Source organism: Octadecabacter antarcticus 307, assembly GCF_000155675.2.
Classification (GTDB): domain Bacteria; phylum Pseudomonadota; class Alphaproteobacteria; order Rhodobacterales; family Rhodobacteraceae; genus Octadecabacter; species Octadecabacter antarcticus.
In genome coordinates this window covers 1,922,614-1,940,726 of sequence record NC_020911.1, presented here as the reverse complement: position 1 = coordinate 1,940,726, position 18,113 = coordinate 1,922,614, and the positions used below count along the sequence as shown (strand labels likewise).

6 protein-coding genes are annotated in these 18,113 nt (G+C 51.8%); 1 reads left to right on the top strand and 5 read right to left on the bottom strand.

Annotated elements, in window-relative coordinates; all coding sequences use genetic code 11:
• Positions 1–9 precede the first annotated feature (9 nt).
• Positions 10–1,215 (bottom strand): methionine gamma-lyase, encoded by a 1,206-nt coding sequence (locus OAN307_RS09850; RefSeq protein ID WP_015499619.1) that lies wholly within the window; start codon positions 1,213–1,215, stop codon positions 10–12.
• Between the two features lie 116 nt (positions 1,216–1,331).
• On the opposite strand from OAN307_RS09850, the gene OAN307_RS09845 reads away from it, so the two are divergent.
• Entirely contained in the window at positions 1,332–1,790 is a 459-nt protein-coding gene (locus tag OAN307_RS09845; RefSeq protein WP_015499618.1) for an Lrp/AsnC family transcriptional regulator, read from the top strand.
• A 436-nt stretch (positions 1,791–2,226) separates the two neighbouring features.
• On the opposite strand, the gene OAN307_RS09840 is transcribed toward OAN307_RS09845, so the two are convergent.
• The 4 genes from OAN307_RS09840 to OAN307_RS09825 form a co-directional block, all read right to left on the bottom strand.
• Positions 2,227–3,303 carry a tyrosine-type recombinase/integrase gene (locus OAN307_RS09840; protein ID WP_015499617.1) on the bottom strand — a complete coding sequence of 359 codons (1,077 nt, stop codon included), beginning with the start codon at positions 3,301–3,303 and terminating at the stop codon, positions 2,227–2,229.
• 617 nt (positions 3,304–3,920) lie between these two features.
• Entirely contained in the window at positions 3,921–9,932 is a 6,012-nt protein-coding gene (locus OAN307_RS09835; RefSeq protein WP_044043509.1) for a hypothetical protein, read from the bottom strand.
• 2 nt (positions 9,933–9,934) lie between these two features.
• Positions 9,935–14,896 (bottom strand): DEAD/DEAH box helicase, encoded by a 4,962-nt coding sequence (locus OAN307_RS09830; protein ID WP_015499615.1) that lies wholly within the window; start codon positions 14,894–14,896, stop codon positions 9,935–9,937.
• Entirely contained in the window at positions 14,893–17,976 is a 3,084-nt protein-coding gene (locus OAN307_RS09825; protein WP_015499614.1) for a hypothetical protein, read from the bottom strand. The genes OAN307_RS09830 and OAN307_RS09825 overlap by 4 nt, the downstream gene beginning before the upstream one ends.
• Positions 17,977–18,113 lie beyond the last annotated feature (137 nt).

Genomic DNA, 18,113 nt, shown 5'->3' with positions numbered 1-18,113 from the left:
CGGGTTTCCCTATGCTGCGCTGCGGACGGGCCGTTTTGGCAATGCTTGTTCCAGATCGAATATCACATCATCAATGCCTTCCAAACCAATTGACAAACGCACCAACCCCTCGCTGATGCCGTGCAGCGCGCGTTCTTCGGGAGTGTAGGTGGAATGAGTCATGCTGGCAGGGTGCTGAACCAGCGTTTCAGCGTCCCCGAGCGACACGGCACGCGTGATCAATTGCAACTTGTTCATCATGGAGCGACCTGCGTCGATGCCGCCTCCAAGCTCGAAGGCAATCATGCCGCCAAATTGCGCCATCTGACGTTTGGCGACACCACGTTGTTCAAAGCTATCAAGCCCCGGGTACCAGACCTTTTGCACGCCATATGATTGCTCAAGGAGGGTGGCGATTGTTCCTGCGCTAGCACAATGGCGATCCATACGGAGTTCCAATGTCTTGAGCCCCCGCAGGATGAGCATTGCGTTGAACGGCGCCATGACCGCACCGGTCATATCCTTCATGCCAGACAAACGAATTTCAGAAACCAGTTCAGTCGAACCAACCAGAAGGCCTGCAATAACGTCACCATGTCCGCCAAGGTACTTGGTGGCGGAGTGAACAACGATATCGGCCCCATGACTGATCGGCTGCGTCAGATAAGGCGTCGCGTAAGTGTTATCGACCACGACATAAGCATCGTGTGCATGGGCAATGGCTGAAACGGCCTCAATGTTGACAAGGCGCATGTTGGGGTTGGCAGGTGTTTCAAAATACACAACCTTGGTTTTGTCACTGATGACTGCTGCCAGGTTTTCAGGTGTTGTCAGATCAACATGGGTCACGATTACACCAAACTTGGCCAACCCGTGCTGCATGAAGGAAAACGTGCAGCCATACAGTGTTTTATCAAGAATGATCTCATCCCCTGGCGCAAGAAGTGTCCACATCGTGGCTGAGATCGCCCCCATTCCCGACGCCAGCGCCAGTCCTGCCTCTGCGCCCTCAAGCACCGCGATGCGCTTTTCCAGCAGCTCGCAGGTCGGGTTTGAGATGCGTGAGTAAATATGCCCCGCACGCTCACCTGCAAACATCTCCCCGCCAGCCTCTGCCGTCTCGAATGCGAATGTTGATGTCAGGTGCAACGGAGGCGTCAGTGCACCTTCATTCTCCATCGGGTCATAGCCGTGGTGAATGGCACGGGTGGCAAAGCTGTCAGGACGATTGCGCATTTTAAAATACTCCAACATTTCTGGAGGTAGAATAGGTTGATATCACATCTCATTTATTGCTATTAGTGCTAAATATTAAAGAAATTTTGGCATAACATGCCAATAAAGGACATTTAATGGACGAAAAAGATACGCAGATCATCCGCGTTTTGCAACGAGACGGCCGCATAACGAACCAAGACCTTGCCGCCGAAGTGAACCTATCTCCCTCTCCCTGCCTGAGGCGGGTCAAATTGTTAGAACAAGGTGGCGTAATTAAAGGTTACTGTGCCGACATAGATGCCAAAACTTACGGTTTACCCCTGACAGTGTTTGTCCGTGTCAGCCTAGACAGCCATACGGAAGCGACAGTGATGCAATTTGAGCAAGACATAGCGCGCGTTGATCAGGTGCTGGAATGCTTCGTGATGACCGGCGTATCTGATTACCTCCTCAGAGTTGTTGTGGCAGACCTATCTGACTATGAAAACTTCGTACGCAGAAAGTTGCACCCAATTGGTGGAATTGCCTCCATAGACAGCAGCTTTGTCTACGGCGTGGTCAAAAAAACCAATGTATTTCCAATAACTGGATGATGACTGATCAATTAAATCAAGCCAAAAGCGGTCATTCGCGCATCCGCAGCGAAAGCTCACTTTGTCCGTAGGGCTGACTCTCTTGCAGCCTGTGGCACAGGTCAGATTCCCACCTTTAATGGCAAAATGTGAGTGTTGCAGCATCGATCACTCCGGGCTCGACATTGACCTTCGCTGAGTCGCTCACAGGGTCCGTTTGGGGCCGATATAGGCCAATACAGGGCTCTTTTACGGCGTCCCTGTCGCGTTGCGGCGCACGAGGAGACCAAGTCGACCTTTGCGGCATTGCGCACAAGGGTCCACTTAGGTCTTCACAGCGGGCATCTGGATGGTGCACAGCAAACGGCGGCTGTGATCCCAAACTATCAATTGCTATGCATACCGCATTTTGATGTGCCTAGTTTCTTGGCGCTGGTGCCCTTCGTTTCTGACCGTCTCAGTTGTCGATGCGGTTCAGGATTTCGGCGCAGGCAATTTCCATCGACGGACGTAACGCATCCAACGACGGCCGCACATATCGCTGCCCAGTGATCGACAATGGCGTGTGATTGAGCAACCGCCCTACAATCTCCTCCAGCACGCCTGCTTCCATCGCAACCGTCGCGAATGTCCGGCGATGCATATGGGGATTATATTTGAGCCTTACCGGCCTCGTGATGTGACCTGTCTCTGATTTTGGTGATGGAAACACCCAGTCGCTGCTGAGAGGGCGAAGTGGTGCCAAGATCTCATGGTGCAGCTGCGAGATAGGAAGGTCGAAGCTCCGGCCATTCTTCGTCATTGGCAGATGGATCCGATCTTCCAGTATTTGCTCCCACTTCAAGGTGAACACTTCAGTTTTGCGAAGGCCGGTAAACAACAGAAGCTCGTAGAATACCCGATGGATTGGATTGGGCAGATCATCAATCGTCTTCCGCCAGTGCTTCAGGTTCTCAATAATCCGCCCGTCCGGCTTATCTTCAAACCATTCGATTGCCATGGTCGGACATTCCGGAAGATCGCAAGTCCGGCGGGCATGGTTATAGATGGCGCGAAAGCTGCGAAGCACATGATTGGCGGCTGACGGCGATCCAGCCATGTCGTGATGACGGCGTACCGCCATTGATTTGCTGATCTCGTCCAGGGGCAGGCGCATCCAGTCTTTTAGATGAAGTGTAAGCTGGGCGCGCATCCCGACCTTGTTGGTCTCAGAACGCAGCTTTGGACGTGCCAGATACACTTCCATTGCGGCCTCCAAAGTGGGCGCGCCAATCTGAGCCGCCTTCCCTGCCCCTCTGCCCATCTCCAAGGCAAACCCGAGAGCAGTCTGCCGTGCGGCCTGCGCCGAGATGATGGGAAACCGGCCAATCAGAATACGTTTGGTCTGACCACCAACGTCCTTCTGAAAGTACCAGGTCTTCGAGCGCTTTCCTACGAAGAGAACCAACCCCTTGATTTCAGCATCCCAGTACTTGTCCGTCCCTGCTTTCGCATGCGGCAATTTGTTAGAAAACGTCTCTGTAAGCTTTGGCATATTCTGTCGGCCTTTTGTAGGTAACGCCACGCAACTGTGCGCTACCCTATGCAACCCAATGCAAAATAAAAGTCAACAAAAAGAAACAGTAAGATACTCAGTGATACTGTACGAAACTCAGAACTCTTGTTTGGAAAACTGGGGTCTTAACCATTACACAACGCCCGCTCAATAATTAGTGACTATTTCATAGACTTGAGGGCGTCAAGATGACTATCGCCAGTGTTGCGAGAGAGAGCGACAAGACGCTAAATATAGGCCATGACAGCTTATGAAAGGCCGGATTCGTACTGTAACCTGCCCCAAAGATGGAGCATCCAAACCCAGCGTCGCGTTTTACTTTTAGCGAGTACTGCAGCAAAGGGCAAATTCGACCGGTCAACAAGACACCCTAGTTCTTTTGAAAGGATAAATTGAACCCCATGGAGAGTCGTCGCCTAATATTTTCACAGTAAGAAAAGTTACAGCTAAGGGATTAGTAGCAACGCAGCGATTCCTAGAGTTCGACTGGACTGGGGTTTGATCACTCCTTGTGGCCGATGTATCTACTATGTCAGCGATTTAACGATGCGATCACATTCGTTAGATTGACACGCTGAATCTAATATTTAAACAGATTAAGCTGATTTATCTAGTTTATTGATCGTATCCACTGCAAGCTGCCCAAGAGATGAGAGCCCCAAAAGGAAGTTCTTGGGGTCCCATTTGGACAGTACGCCAATGGCATGCAAGTCAGGACCAAGCGTGAGAAGATCCGCATTGGTTTCGTCACGCAGAAGCTCATCCAAGAACAGGAACTCCTCTTTAGACTTGGTGTTCTCCAACAGAGGCACCGCTGCCGTGAGGACTTCGTCAAGGTTCTCAGCAATATCAAAACGGGACCTCTCCCATTCTTCAAACACAGCGTCGATGTTGTCTGCACGCTCAGATAGATCCGCTACCAGATTGATTACATCCATTGGAATGCCGCCCGTCGCTTCAAGAATGCGTTTCCGCATCTCGCTCGTATCTAGTTCAGACCGCTCAAGATTGTTCAGGTGGATACGAAGCGTCTCCGCACCCCAAGCGGTCAAGAATTCAGCGCCATCGCCAAATCGTATCGCAAGGGACCGAAGGCCTTCATCACCTGCGTTGAGCAAAATAAACGGACGGATACGGCCGTCCAGAACAGCTTCCTGACGCCCCATCCACTCAATTTTCTTGTAGGCATCCTCTGCATTTTCAGGAGTGTGCAGCAGAATTTTGGAAATCTCGTCAGACTTCTTCGATTTATCAAACAGCCCGCGGATTTCCTTTTCAGAATTAAGCTCAGAAACCTCCATGGCGCTTTTGATCATTCCAGGAAGCGAACTCCCATCAAAAATCCGGCTGAACGCAACCGGTATTTTTGAGAGCCCCAAGGCCTTTAAGCCACAAACAATCTTTACCCCATATTCCTCGCGATCGAGCAGACGCTCAATCGCAAAATCCGTCAGTGGGCTGTAAGGAAGACGCTTGTGCGCGGCCGACACGTGTTTACCGGCAGGGTCATAACGACGACGATGAATAGTGCGGTCATAAGAAACGCTGGGTTCCTTGTCAGCCAGTTCAAGCAGAGCATGATCCACATCTTCGCGAGATCCTAGCATTGCCGCAACCTGGCGGGTCCGTAGCAAATACTTAAAGCGCTGGCTGTCCGGAGTCTTAATCCGGCCAAGCACACCCATCCCAACCATTTCTTCGAGAAGCGCATCAAACTCACGCGAAGACGGCACCACGCTGTTAAGTGGCCAAAAGCTCTGTGCACTGTCGAGAATTTCCTTCGGCTTGAAGCCGGACACAAGCGCCTGCTGTTCAAACCCATCTGCGTTCAAGCTAGCAAGAGTGTATGCTACGATCGCATAGCGAGGGTCGAGGTCCAACGTCAGGTGGAACTTCTCACGCACGCGATTTTCGATTTCTCCAAATTCAGAGTTATCAAACAGGCTCGCCTTCGGGATAGTCCAAAGCGGGCTCCCATCAGGTAGTTTATAGCTCCGGCCACTGCCAGACCCATGAAGAGAACTCAGCAAGCCTTTGCCATACTCTTGCGACAACGACGGAAAGAAGTTGGTCCATGCCAGGATTTCTTCCACAGCCTCAACATTTTCAAAACGGAATCCCGCTGCGCGCATTGGGCGAATGATCAGATCGTAGGCTGCGCGTTTGTCATCCGCAGTCAAGTTTAGCGGACCGACACAAATGGCGCGGCCCAGGTGAGCCAAAGGTGAATTTGGTTGGCGCAAAACACGCTGAACATTGTGAAGGCCCGCAAAGATGACTTTGAAGCGACGCTCAGAGTCTTCCATCAATTCCTTCAGGCGGGACAGTTGAGGATAGTCTTCCTTTGTCTCGACGGTCATGAAATGATCAGTTTCATCGAACATGCAGACGATTTGGCCAGAGGGACGTTCATGAAGCCAAGCACGCACATCACGGCAAATACTGTCTGCGGTGCGGCTCTCAACTTTCACCACACCATCTTGAGATAGCATCGCGTTTAAATGCGCCCAAATCTTTGTCGTCTTCTCAGCATTGCCAAGCGGCTTCACCTCGCGACGCACAACAACCACATCGTTGGCCGGGTCGTGATATTGGCGCTCAATGTAGTTCAGCAGCGCTGATTTACCGAGCTGACGTCCGCCATAGACCAAACAACCATCCGCGGTGATCGACATGATATCGCGGATCTCACTGGTGCGCCCGAAGAACATTTCTGGCGGGATCTGGCCAGCATCTGTTGTGTAGGACTCGACACGCCCAAACGGCAGTCCACAGTCAAATATCGTGCTGATGCGCATTTCACGGCGGATGGCAGCAAACGCAATCAAGGCCTCGTCAATAAGAACTGCTGGAATAGCGCGTTCCCGCAGATGCTGCGCAAACTCACGGCGGCGTTCTACATTCGCGACGCCAGCAAGCAGTAAGAAGCAAGGCTTGTTCAGCGAAAGGGACTGGATAAGTGCCTCAGGCAGGGTATCCTGAGCCACCAAAACTAGGCCATACCCACTGGTTGCCTTAGACCCGAATGTCGGAGGTAAGAACCAATCACCTTCGACGATCTGAGCATCCATGCTCATATTCCAGGACTTCGTGCCACCAATCTTGCTCGCTGCCTTTACCCGAACATCCTGAAAGCCAATTTCTTCAAACAGAGTCTTCACTTTTTCAGATGATGGTGCCCCTTTTGGGATGGTACTACACAACGAAATGTATTGGGAGAAAAGAGACGATGCCGCTTCGCGGCGAGCATGCTCGACAAAGCACAAACCATCTTTCTCAAGGGCATCCACAAACTGGCGTGGTCCAACAGGCCAATCTGGGCTTGACGCAAACGGTAAAAAATCCTTCATGAAGATGCCAACAACCCCCTCAAGCTCTGCATCAAAGGCCGCAGTTGAACGCCCGTCACGAAGTTGGGCGATTCTGTCTTCCACAGCTTCAATCGGCAAATCCTTTGCGGCGGACAGAAGTTCTTCTACCTCATCCAAATTAGCGTCAGTTTGATAGCTGATTACGCGATCGATTTGACCACTCCGGATCGTTTTTTCGATATCACGAAGGTTATCTTCAAGGACCCCAACATAGCTAGGCACATCATCAAGGTTGTCGAGCTCCGTATGGCCAGCCACGCCGCCCAAGCGATCCAGCGTGTTTGAACACCAATGTAGATAACGTCCGATCTCTACCTGATGAGAATAGTCCACCTTGGAAAGTGACTTCAGCGTACGTTGCTTATCCAAAACCTTAGCGGCCCATTCTGTCGTAAACTTCTCAATCGCTGAAGAGAATTCGGCTTTAGTCGCCAATTGGTATTGACGAGCCAATTCTGACGCCACCTCAAAAGACCCACCATCGCAAGCTTCCGCAAACGCGTCCTCAGGGCTGGAAAGACCATCCTCAACAAGGAAGGAAATGTCATCCGCTGTCGCCTCCCCCTCTTCAAGGTCACGGCGCATTGCGCTATCCATAAGGTTGCGGTCTGACGTCAAGGCCGTTTCCACAGTTGCAAAGCGGCCCATTTCTTCTCCCCGAAGTGCCGCCAAAGCGTCATCCAGGCGAAGACACAACCACGTAGCTACAGAGCCGGTCATATTATTTTCATCCGCTTCGGCTGCAATAGAACGCTTGGCCGTTTCAAGACGCGTCTTCAAGGTTGCAACGACCGTTTTAAACCGTTCAGCTGACCGCTCACTTTGACTTTCTTTGTGCGAGGCCACGGCTATCCATTCGGACAGCATCTGATTCGCTTCAGAAAACGTCCGAAGTAGATATTCCTGCGCCCGTGCCGGAATGGAGATTTTATGCCGACCATTCTCAATGGCGTTTTCAGTCGCCTCATTTTCAATTAGCGCTGTAGTTGCTAGACGATCAATGCACTCCTGAGCCAAGGCACGCGCATTGGGTTCGCCCGAGTTAATCGCTTCAACCGCCTGCCCAATGAGCCCGTTCCGACTCACGGTGTGCTGCATAAACGCGGTAGTAAGCTCCCAACGACTACGCTTGCGGGAGATTGTATCCACCCACTCAGTAAGGTTTTTCGACAAACGCTTTTCTGGTGGTTCTAGCTGCGCACCTGAAATTTTCGCGAGCACCCGAGCACTCGGCGGAAAATCGAAATCAAGCTTCTCGATAGCATGAACAACATCTTTGAGATGAGATCCCAGATAGCCCTGAGCGAGCACAGAGAAGTTGGCGCGCAAACTTCGTGACTTTTGAACCAAAGCCGGTCGCAGCAAGGCGCCTAGAAGGATTGCGTGGCCGTGGTCAGTTTTAACCTTAGAGAACGCATGTTGGGAAGTACTCACAAACGTTTGTGAGTCTGGAGACGAGTCTCCCAAGCGAGCTCGTCCTGCGGCAGCAACACGAAGAACTGAGGCTTCAATTGGCCAAGGGAAACCCTCTCCTTCCAGAACAGCTGCAAAGTCTGCAGCGGCACCTGTCAAATCTTGACGGAGCAATCCACCGAGAAACGCTGGCGCGACAGAGTTGTCCTCCACGTTCAACTCACCAGAAAAATCAATTTCTACATCGGCATTATGTTCATCGATGATCTGAGTGTTCTCGAGTATTTCAGGAGAATCTTCAACTTCGTCGTCCATCTCACTTGTAGGCTTTTGATCAACGACCGGAGCCAGGTCATCTTCCGGCTGGTCTTCAAGAGCCTCGCCCGAGGAAGCAGGAACACCATCCGCACCTCCGGTAGCTGCAACCGCAAGCCTATATTTATCGCCCAACCTAAGATCATTCGACCCCAGATCCTCTACCTCTTTAAAAGGGTTAATTTCACCTTTTTCAATCTCAAGGGTCTCAGGATCATCAGTGGTGATCTCCGCTTCCTCTTTTTTATCCCTAGATTCATATTCGCCCAACCAAAGTAGGAGTGACGCAGAAAGGTCAACCAGATCATTTTCGATCTCTGCTGTATCATCATTGATTAACCTGCCGATCAGTTCGCGAATTCTCTGCAATAGTCGCTGACTATCTTGAAGGCCTTTTTCCGCGTCGCCGGCCTCTTGGGCAAGTGTGCCAAGTTCATCAAACCTTCGAGCCTCGGTGGCTTCACTAATTTTCGCATCAAGCGCATCACGCCGGGTGGAACATCCTCCAATGAAGCCCATGATGTCTCCAATGTGCGAAGTCACCAAAGCAAGTCGGGCATCAGTCAGGGCTTCCAATGCGCCCTCAGACCATGTGATTTTGCCAAAGTCAGCGAGAAACACACGGAGATTCTCCATCGTTCTGAAAAGCTTCTCAGACGCCCCCCCCGCCTCCAGTTCAACCCCGATGTCTGCAATTTGCGAGAGCGCCAAATAATCATCTGGCAGGCTCGACCCATCTAAGGAGTTCGCCAGTTTGCCGATAACTTCATTGACCCAGTCCTTGAAAGCCGCAATTTCCTCTTTGTCTGAGTCGATAACCTCGTTGAATTCAACCTCAATCCGTTCGGCAATACTGAGCCAATAATTTGTATGGCCGCACTCCGCCGTCGTCTTGGCGATATAATCGTGCACGTCTCGGCCAGAATGCTTTCCGAGACCAAGGGCTTCATCAACCACACCATCAAGGGACTGAGCCTCAAACTCTTTCGAAACCGCTGCGAAGTGGTTAGTTGCATTTTCAAAAAACGCACCAACCAACAGATCAACCGGCGCGGGATCTATGTCTACCAGCTCTCGCATCCGGTTTTCTGCATCCTGCATCAACCGCAACGAAAACTTGATGCTTGGCATCTTGGAGCGGATGATTGCCTGCTTTCGCCTAATTACCTCCAAACGAACCCCTCTCTTTTTCCCAAGACGGTTCGACGCGACCATGCTTTCAATAGCACAGGCGACCCAAGGAAAATCTTCCACTATGTTCAAATAGGAGGCATAGAATTCAGTTCTATTCCAAGGATCAATATCAAGTTCCAACCGTTCGGTCAGAAACTTGATGTCCTGTTGGGTGAAGTAATTCCCGGCCTCAACATAGTCCTGAACCGCAGGATTGACCTCCCGCAACTCAATATTTTTGTAAGGTGCGACGTCCTCAAAGTCCTCACCCCAGGTGGCGTAACGCATCAAAAAAGGGTGGATGGTACCCATGTCGCGATCCGCTTTTTTATTCATTATCATTCATCGCTTTCAGTTGCATTACTGGCGGCATCACCCTGGGCATGATCGCCACTCGCCAAAATCTCGTTAATCCACCGCAGGGCACTTTTACGATCAAACTCCGCCCAGTAGCGCTGGTTGGAATAGTCGTTCAAACACCGCGTGCAGCTCGTCACACATTCCTTGTTTGGGCAGTTCAAGATTGCCTGTGCAGACCGCAGCAAATCCGACGCCAAAAATCCTTTTTCAGACGTTAGGCGGGTAGTGTAGCCAGCCCCCCCCGAAACAGAGTCATAAAGAACAATTACGGTCCGACCCTGAAGCTTTTGAACCAAGGCCTTTATGTCTCGAGCGTCAGTTTCTAGCAACTCTGCAGCACCAAGGCGCAGTGCCTCCTGAAGGGTTCGATCAGGACTTGAGGCAGCAACAATACTAACACCATTGCAGTCCGTCGGTGTACTATCAAACATAATACCACGCACGTCGGTTTCAAACACATGGGTAAGGTCCACGGGGTAAATGCGCTGAGTAAGGTTTGCACCGCATCTAAGGCCTGTCCGGGGGTTAATATGCTCCTGCAGTACGCCACTCTGCTGCCAACGACCCTCTGGACCAGACCCAGTGAATGGCACAGCATGCTCACACGATCGACACCAACCAAATCCCCCGCCATGTCGGCCCTTATTGACCATAATAATTCGGCCAAGGTCCTCGTCTTTTACATTTGAGCCCGGAGCATGGAATGTCCGAATTTGATGCACATCCGTCTCAACATATTTGGACAACGGAGCTTCCGTCAGCAGCATGGCTTCTTCGGTTGCAACCGGCCGGATGCGGCTTGCGCCAGGATCACGACCTTGACCATCTTGAACAGACGTCAAGAACCCGTGTGGGCGAATGAATTCACGGGTCCTGTTTGGTTTGGAGAAGGATGCGCCACATTGATGGCAGTCTTTTTCCGGATCACGCCGATCCTCGGTGATTTGAGGCGAATGACAAGACTCGCACACACGATAGTGCGCGCGGTCAATAAAGGCATCGTCACCAGTAAATTTTGAGCGCTTCGAGATACCATCGCTAACCCATACACGCCCACCGGCCACGACCTCTGAGCCAGGTGCGTATTCCGAAATACCGATCGCACCATCGCGATCCAATTCAAGCAGAGCGTTTTGACGGTCCTGACCACTTGTGTTCAGAACCTCCAGCGACACCGAGTGAACAGGGAAGGAATAGGTTGGTATCACGGCCCGACGTGACAGTTGATCCACAAGAAACTGGTTTGTGTAAAGCCGCTGCTGGATACGCAGAGCATTGAGCCCACGGTCAATTTTGGTGAAACTATCTACATCGTTTTTGTCCAGCTTCTTTCGTTTTTTTTCCAGTTCATCGATCGAATCCTGCATGGTTTGCCAACGACCCCAGATAGCATCAGCAAAAGCCAAAACCCGCGTTTTGGTCAGCGCGATCAAATTAGCTTCATTCAACGCAATTCCTTGATTTTTGATGGGTAGATGCTTGCCAAGACTTGCTGCACGACGAATGTCGTGCTGGGACCTCGAAGCCCAATCATGAAGGTCGTCCTCAAACGCCTTCCGATTTGCAGTGGTCAGAGCTTCACCCAAAACATCACGCAGGCGCGGCGCACCATTTCGCGTGTAGTTCACCAAACGATGATCGAGGAAGCGAGCCAAAAGCATAGAGACCTGATGCCTTTGGAAGAAACTGGCGTTGTCCAAACTCAGATATGGGACACCAGGTTTGGTCGCTAGGTATTTGGAGAACTCCTCAAAAACAGCCCGATCAAACCGGCCAGAGCGCGATGTGGTTAGCACAAGTGGCGCAACCTGTGCACGGCGCCCCGCCCGGCCCGCACGCTGTTGATAGTTCGAAATTGACGGCGGTACGTTCTTGCAGAGCACCGCTTCAAGATCACCCAAGTCCACCCCCATTTCCATGGTAGTGGTGCAAGACAATAGGTTCGTCTCACCGGTTTTGAAGCTCTCTTCGATACGCGCGCGCACATCACCTGCGATTGCAGCAGTATGCTCACGGGCGATTCCCATCAATGGGCGCTCATGATATCGGACGACGTAATGGTTTTTCTTGGCGAGCTGTGCTCGCTCCGTCGCGTCAATCTCAATCAGGTTGCCCTTACAGCCCATCGAAGGGCAAACGCCTGCAGTGTCAAACTGAGTGCGTCCTCCGCACTTTTTGCATTGGTAGAGAGACACCTCTGACCCAGGGCGGACAAGAAAATCGTCATCAAGCTTAAGACCGCGACCGACACCATGCTTGGCTGTCATCATGCGAGGATGCTCAATGATTTTCCAGAACTTACTTAAAATATCACGGATCTGGTTCTCGTCGATTGCGACGCGCTTCGCATTAGCCATTTTCCGAAGCAAAGTAGTGAACCGATTGGCACGATTGCCTGCCGGGATCAAAGAAAACGCTAGCGACGAACGAGTATTAGGTTCCAGCGTCATCGCGCGATTTCGCTGATTAGCCATCCGTGTCCAGATCGATTCATCTTCCAGGTCAATCATGCCAGACGCTTCCCATGCCAAAGCACGATGCTCACGCATCAGCTTCAAGACATGACGACAGAAGGGCTGCGCATAGAGCTTGAGCTCAACCGGCATTTCGCCTGCAACACCATTTGTCAGCCTATCAATGTTTTTGTAATCAACACCGATTAGGCCAAATCCCTCAAGACTTAGACGACCTTTGCCAAAAACCGTCAGCTCAGCGGCAATCAATGCCTTGAGGCGTAGGCGCAAATTCTCGCCCTTTTCTCTGGCTGGCTCCACTCCGGGGCGATACAGCCGCAGCCCATCAGATTCCAAGCGGCGCTTCACGTCCCCGACTAGGCTTTCGATGTCTGTGCTGCCATTGCGATTAACTACATAAAGCATCGCCGCCCGAATGGCCTGCTCCCGAGATGTTCGCTCAAAAAACGGTGCAAAAAAGGCTGCGTCTTGCCGGTTATCCGAGAACGTAAGAAGGTTGCGACCACCCATCGGAGCATCTCGCCCATTCTCCGCCTTCGGAAGCGCTTCAAGCAGGGCCTGGGCAGCCACTGCTGCCAATGCCTCATCACCAGGCCTTACACGGGTCACAGGCTCCTGAAATCGAGCCGGCCTCCTATTGCAAGCACTGCAACGGTGAAGATAGCGGCTCCCATCATCTGGATCTTCTCGAAGGTGCACGTCCTCCAACTGGACTCCGATAGGGGCATCCGTATCAAGAACTTCGCCGGACTCAGGGTCAAAGGTCAGCATCGTTGGTGCTTCCCGCTCGTCTTCATCCCCTTCTTCTTCGGCTGCCATGTCACCGGGCATCAAACGAAGCAAGTGCCGAGGACCCCCATTTTTCACAGCGGACAGGTTGCCCGCCCCTTGCCAAGCCTCGACATACGGCTCACCACAGTTCCGGCAGACGAACATCTCGTAAGCCGGCTTGTCATTGTCATCAGTTTCAGCCCCAATGACAATTTCACCAATTTGCTCAGGCTTGCCTTTCTCAAATGAAACCGCAACCCGATCCGGCGCACGCGAAATCAAGTGGTAGCGCGCCGGTAGCAACGGAAAAACAGCCGCGTTTTCGCTGACAGCCAAAACGCCAATGGCAATCAAGCCGGACAATGCGTCGCCTGCTTCATCTCCAGCGTCAGGGAAAACCTCGCGTGCCAAAATCTCAAACGGAACCGCGCCAGCATGAAGCTTTCGAGCGATGATGGAGACCTCTTCAAATTGACCCAAGAGGTCGATCAACTTGTCTCCAATGGCGCCATCAACAGATGGCAGGGAAAGCTGAGGCACCTTGTTAAACTCGGCTTCATAGTTCCAGCCTTCCGGCTCCATTTCGCGGCCTTCTTGCTCCGCAACTTTAACTGCAACAGCCAAATCTCCAGCGCGCTTCCAGCCCGCGGCGGTCAATCCACTGGGCCGCGGTGTATCAGACAGGCTTAGATGAAGTTTATGTTTCGATGTGATGACCGATAGTTCACCATTGAATGACTCGCCAAACAAGCGAGAAGCAAAGTCCGCGAGCTCCGCTTTACGACCTTCATCAAGAGATGCCGATGTTCCGATACAACGAAGCCTATCTTCCGGCACACCGAGATGCGCTTTCAGGCGGCGCAACAGGAAGGCTACCTCAATAGCCTGCGCCCCTGCATAAGTGTGAATTTCGTCCAACACAATGAACTTCAGGTCCGCATTCTGAAGAAGTCTGCGGTTCGTCGGCAGCAGCAGAATATGCTCCAGCATCGCGTAGTTCGTAATCAAGATATGCGGTGGTTGATCACGCATTTCTTCGCGCGACAACAACCACTCATCTGGGATTTCAGCATCGTCTCCAAACGCATCAATAAATGTTGGTGTGGAGCGGAGATACGTCTTTTCAGACTCTCGTTTCGAGTTCGACGCCACCTGCCCGGTATAACGGCCAAGCGTGATTCCAGGGTTTCCGAGGTCGCGAAACAGCAGCTGCGCAATCCGGTGGTGTTGGTCACTTGCCAGAGCGTTCAAAGGGTAAATAAGGATGGCACGCACGCCTGGTCGACCAAGGTCACCGTCTTTTAAAATTTGGTCAACCATCGGGAAAAGAAAGCTCTCGGTTTTACCCGAGCCAGTGCCTGTGGCGACGAGAAAGTTATCATCGCGCAGCAGTGCTTTTTCCTGATGGGCATGCAATGGCCGGTTCCACAGACCGTCCGCCGTCAAATGCAGGTGCTTCCAGTCATCGTGCAGCTTGCCATCTGCATGCAGTCCGCAAAGACTTCGACTTTTTTCAAAATCAGGAAGTGTTTCTACATACGGACCTTTTACAAAATCCAGCCGGGAAACAATGTCACGCAACCCATTCGACAAAACAGGTGCCCGTGTCTCGTTGATGGGGGTCGATGTCGCAACAAACCGTGCCAAAGTGGCGCTCAGTTTTTTGCAAAACACGTTTGGATCAAGATTGGTCACTTCGTAGTTCCTTGTTTCAAGCCCGCAGTCCAAAGGTTTTTGAAATAAACAAAAACCTCAACATCAGCGCGCATCATTAGAGTGAGCGCGCGGCCTACGTCTGTGCAATCAAATCCAGTCCGATAGGTCACAGCCCGAACAAATTCATCTGCTTCACCAAGCGCGCAACTCCGAGCAAAACTCTCCACGACATAAGCGATTTTTGTGACCCGATCGTCACCACCGCCATCCTTTTCAAAGGATCGCAACAGGGTGCCTTCCCCACGCCAAGGCTCAATAATGGCCCCAGCCACGGTTGCAGTCGAATTGCTTCCGAGTAGCACTCGCAAATCTGTCACTCGCATCCGGAACCGCGCGCTGTTGAGGGCGTTAGACAGCTTCTGGGCACTTACTTGCTCAGGAAGCGCCACATCGATCTGAAGTCGTTCCAACCAAGATGTCAGAGGCTGACTTATTCGAGGATCAGGAGGATCAGCGAGGTCAGGAACGTCAACCATTCCAGCTAACGCTGTGAGACCCGATTCAGGCGACAAATCGCCAAAGGCGCTACCCGGAGCCTGAAAAATCCACGGCGCCAACCCAACTAAGTCATGCCTTGGGGTCAAGTCATCGCTTTTCTCGACATTAAGCACCGGCTTAATCGCACCTACCATGCGCCGCGCGCCAAGCTCTGTAAGAACAGACGCGTAGGCCATCCCCACAGAACTACTCATTTGCTCTTCCAAAGCTGCGTGGGTAGCCTTAGCAGCCAGTCTGGCCAAGTCTGCTAATCTGACGGACGACGCGCAAGGGCCTTCATCTCCCAGACCAACCGCCAAAGGTGCGCCAGAGGCATCAGTCACCAACCTAAACAGACGGGCACCTTCTTCACGTCCGTAAATTTCGGCGCGCGTTGGTAAAATAAACCCCCGATTATCAAAGTCGATAGATACAAAACCATCGACCTCACTCATCGAGGCAGAGACGTGGGAAAGAAGGTTGCCATCCACAGGTATGCGGCCAATCGGTATTTCACCTTCGGTGATGTGCCCCTTGGCATCCAGCAGGACGACGCGAACAGCATCTATCACTGACTGCGTTTTAAAACGAAGCAGCGTTTGGGCCCCACCTACCTCGATATGTACTTCAACCGGATCGTCCACACGGCGAAGCCGTGCAAAGACAATGATTTCACCAGTATCTCGCTTCAAAGCGATACGGTCGTCTGCACTCGGCTTGTTTTGAAGGTGACTTGCCGGAACCTCGTAAGACTGCGCTCCCAAAAACGGTCGCCTAATAATTTCACCGAGAACCAAAAGATCACAATTCTTGTCGCCGCTTGTTAACCGAAAAGTATCATGGCGATTTTCCTGCCCCAACGAGAGCAGCGCGCCACGAGATACTATTGCTCTCGTGCCAGTGTTGACCTTGTTATGCGTCAGCGTCTCTGAGCGTGTGAAGAGATCAAATTCGATAACTTCGTCGCTAAAAATTAAACCAAGAACGGGACTGGCCCCATCTGTGCGCAGATCCACAAACAAGCGGCCACCTTCAAGGCGCAGACCGCGACTTTGCCCCATTGAAAAATTTGATGGAAGTGGAAGTTCGGTAATTTCATCGCAAGAGTAGTCAAAGGCTGGCCACAGCCACGCCGAAACAGTTATCTCAGAGCGCGCTTTCATGTCACCAGCAGCGCCTGGCGCAAGCACCTCAAAGCGAACCTTCCCCGGTCTGTTTGATGACAGAAATCCAAGTGCCTTGAATGAAACCTCAAAGCTCCCATCCTCCGCTGCTGTGAAGGTCGCAAATTTCACATCATCAGAATGGACCGCCCGCAAAATCCGGTTCTTACCGCCAACCTCAGGATCGATACAGCCTACCAACCGACCAGTTGCAGAATAAAGCGTGCGACCACCGCTTTTTCCAATCACATGCCCGTCAATCCACATGGCGCTTTCTGTTGGGCGCTCAGTCTTGACCACCGCGCCCGATGCAAAGGTCATAACCTCACCGGCTTCGATCCACGCCACCCGATACCGGTGATCTTTTGCTGGAATAGCCTGGCCAAAGGACGGACACTCAAAATCCTCAGCCGCAAGAGCGACTAGGTGTTCTGCTGCTACATTGATAACCTCCTCACCAAAAGGCATGCGTTTAAAAAGCTTTCCAGTGTCGGCATCAAACACCAGAACCTCGCCTTTCTTTGGGGCAAATTCCATGCACTCAACTGACGCTCCGCACTGCCAGCGCAAATTTTCTTGCCAAGGCGCAGCGAACGTCATTCTTTCTCCACCCGATATTTGGGTCGGAAATTTACCTATCGTAATGGTTTGGTGCTTTTGCGATTTCTCGGGCTCAAGCCCCAATCGATCTGCCGACCAACAAAGCTTTGGAGGGCCAACCAAGTCCTTCCGGCCGCGCCCAAGGTCGCGGACAGCACTAGTAAATGCTTCAAATAGTTCCTCTTCATTCGCGGACAAAGGTGTTTCCCCTTGGCGCCATGCTTCAAACCTGCGCGAAAGAAACGACGAGACATCAAACACGACTGCCTTTTGCAACCGAGTAAGGCCAGAGGCATACCAAGCAACAGCACGGCGCTGCCAATGCCGCGAAGAAGTTGTATCCTCAATTGCTGGTAAACCAAAATAAAGTGCATGTCGCACAAACGCATTCGCGATGTCAGCATACATCGTTTTTACAGGGCCAACGGCCCCGAAAAACACATCCGTTGGATCAGTTCCAAAAATCGGAATACCTATCGAACGACCGGATTTTCGGAATTTGGATTTGAGGGCGTCGCGCTGGTGGTTTTCATGGAGAGGCCAGCCGGTGAAGTTTGAGATCGGACGGTAAACCAAGCGGTCACTGCCATCATATCCCTCTGACAACCCCTTGAGCATCCCCCAGCAGGCTATTGTGGGGCACAGCTCAAAAACCTTCACCGCAGGAATATACCGCACCAGTTCGATAGCTCGTTTCTCATCGTCTGCGTTGAGCGGCGCATCCACAATAAACGGTGTTGAATTGGCTCCGGTCCACGCCTTTACAAAACGTTTCTCTAAGGCCTGAATTTCACCGGGGCTAAATGTCACCATGGCCATAAGACGCTTCCTCTTGCACGGCTCTTTATTTCGCATTTCGAAGCCTGGCCGGAAGTAAAAATTGCCTTACACGACCGTCACTATGTTTGAATTTGGCCTAACGTCCAAAAAATAAAGTGGAGTATCATGACACTTGT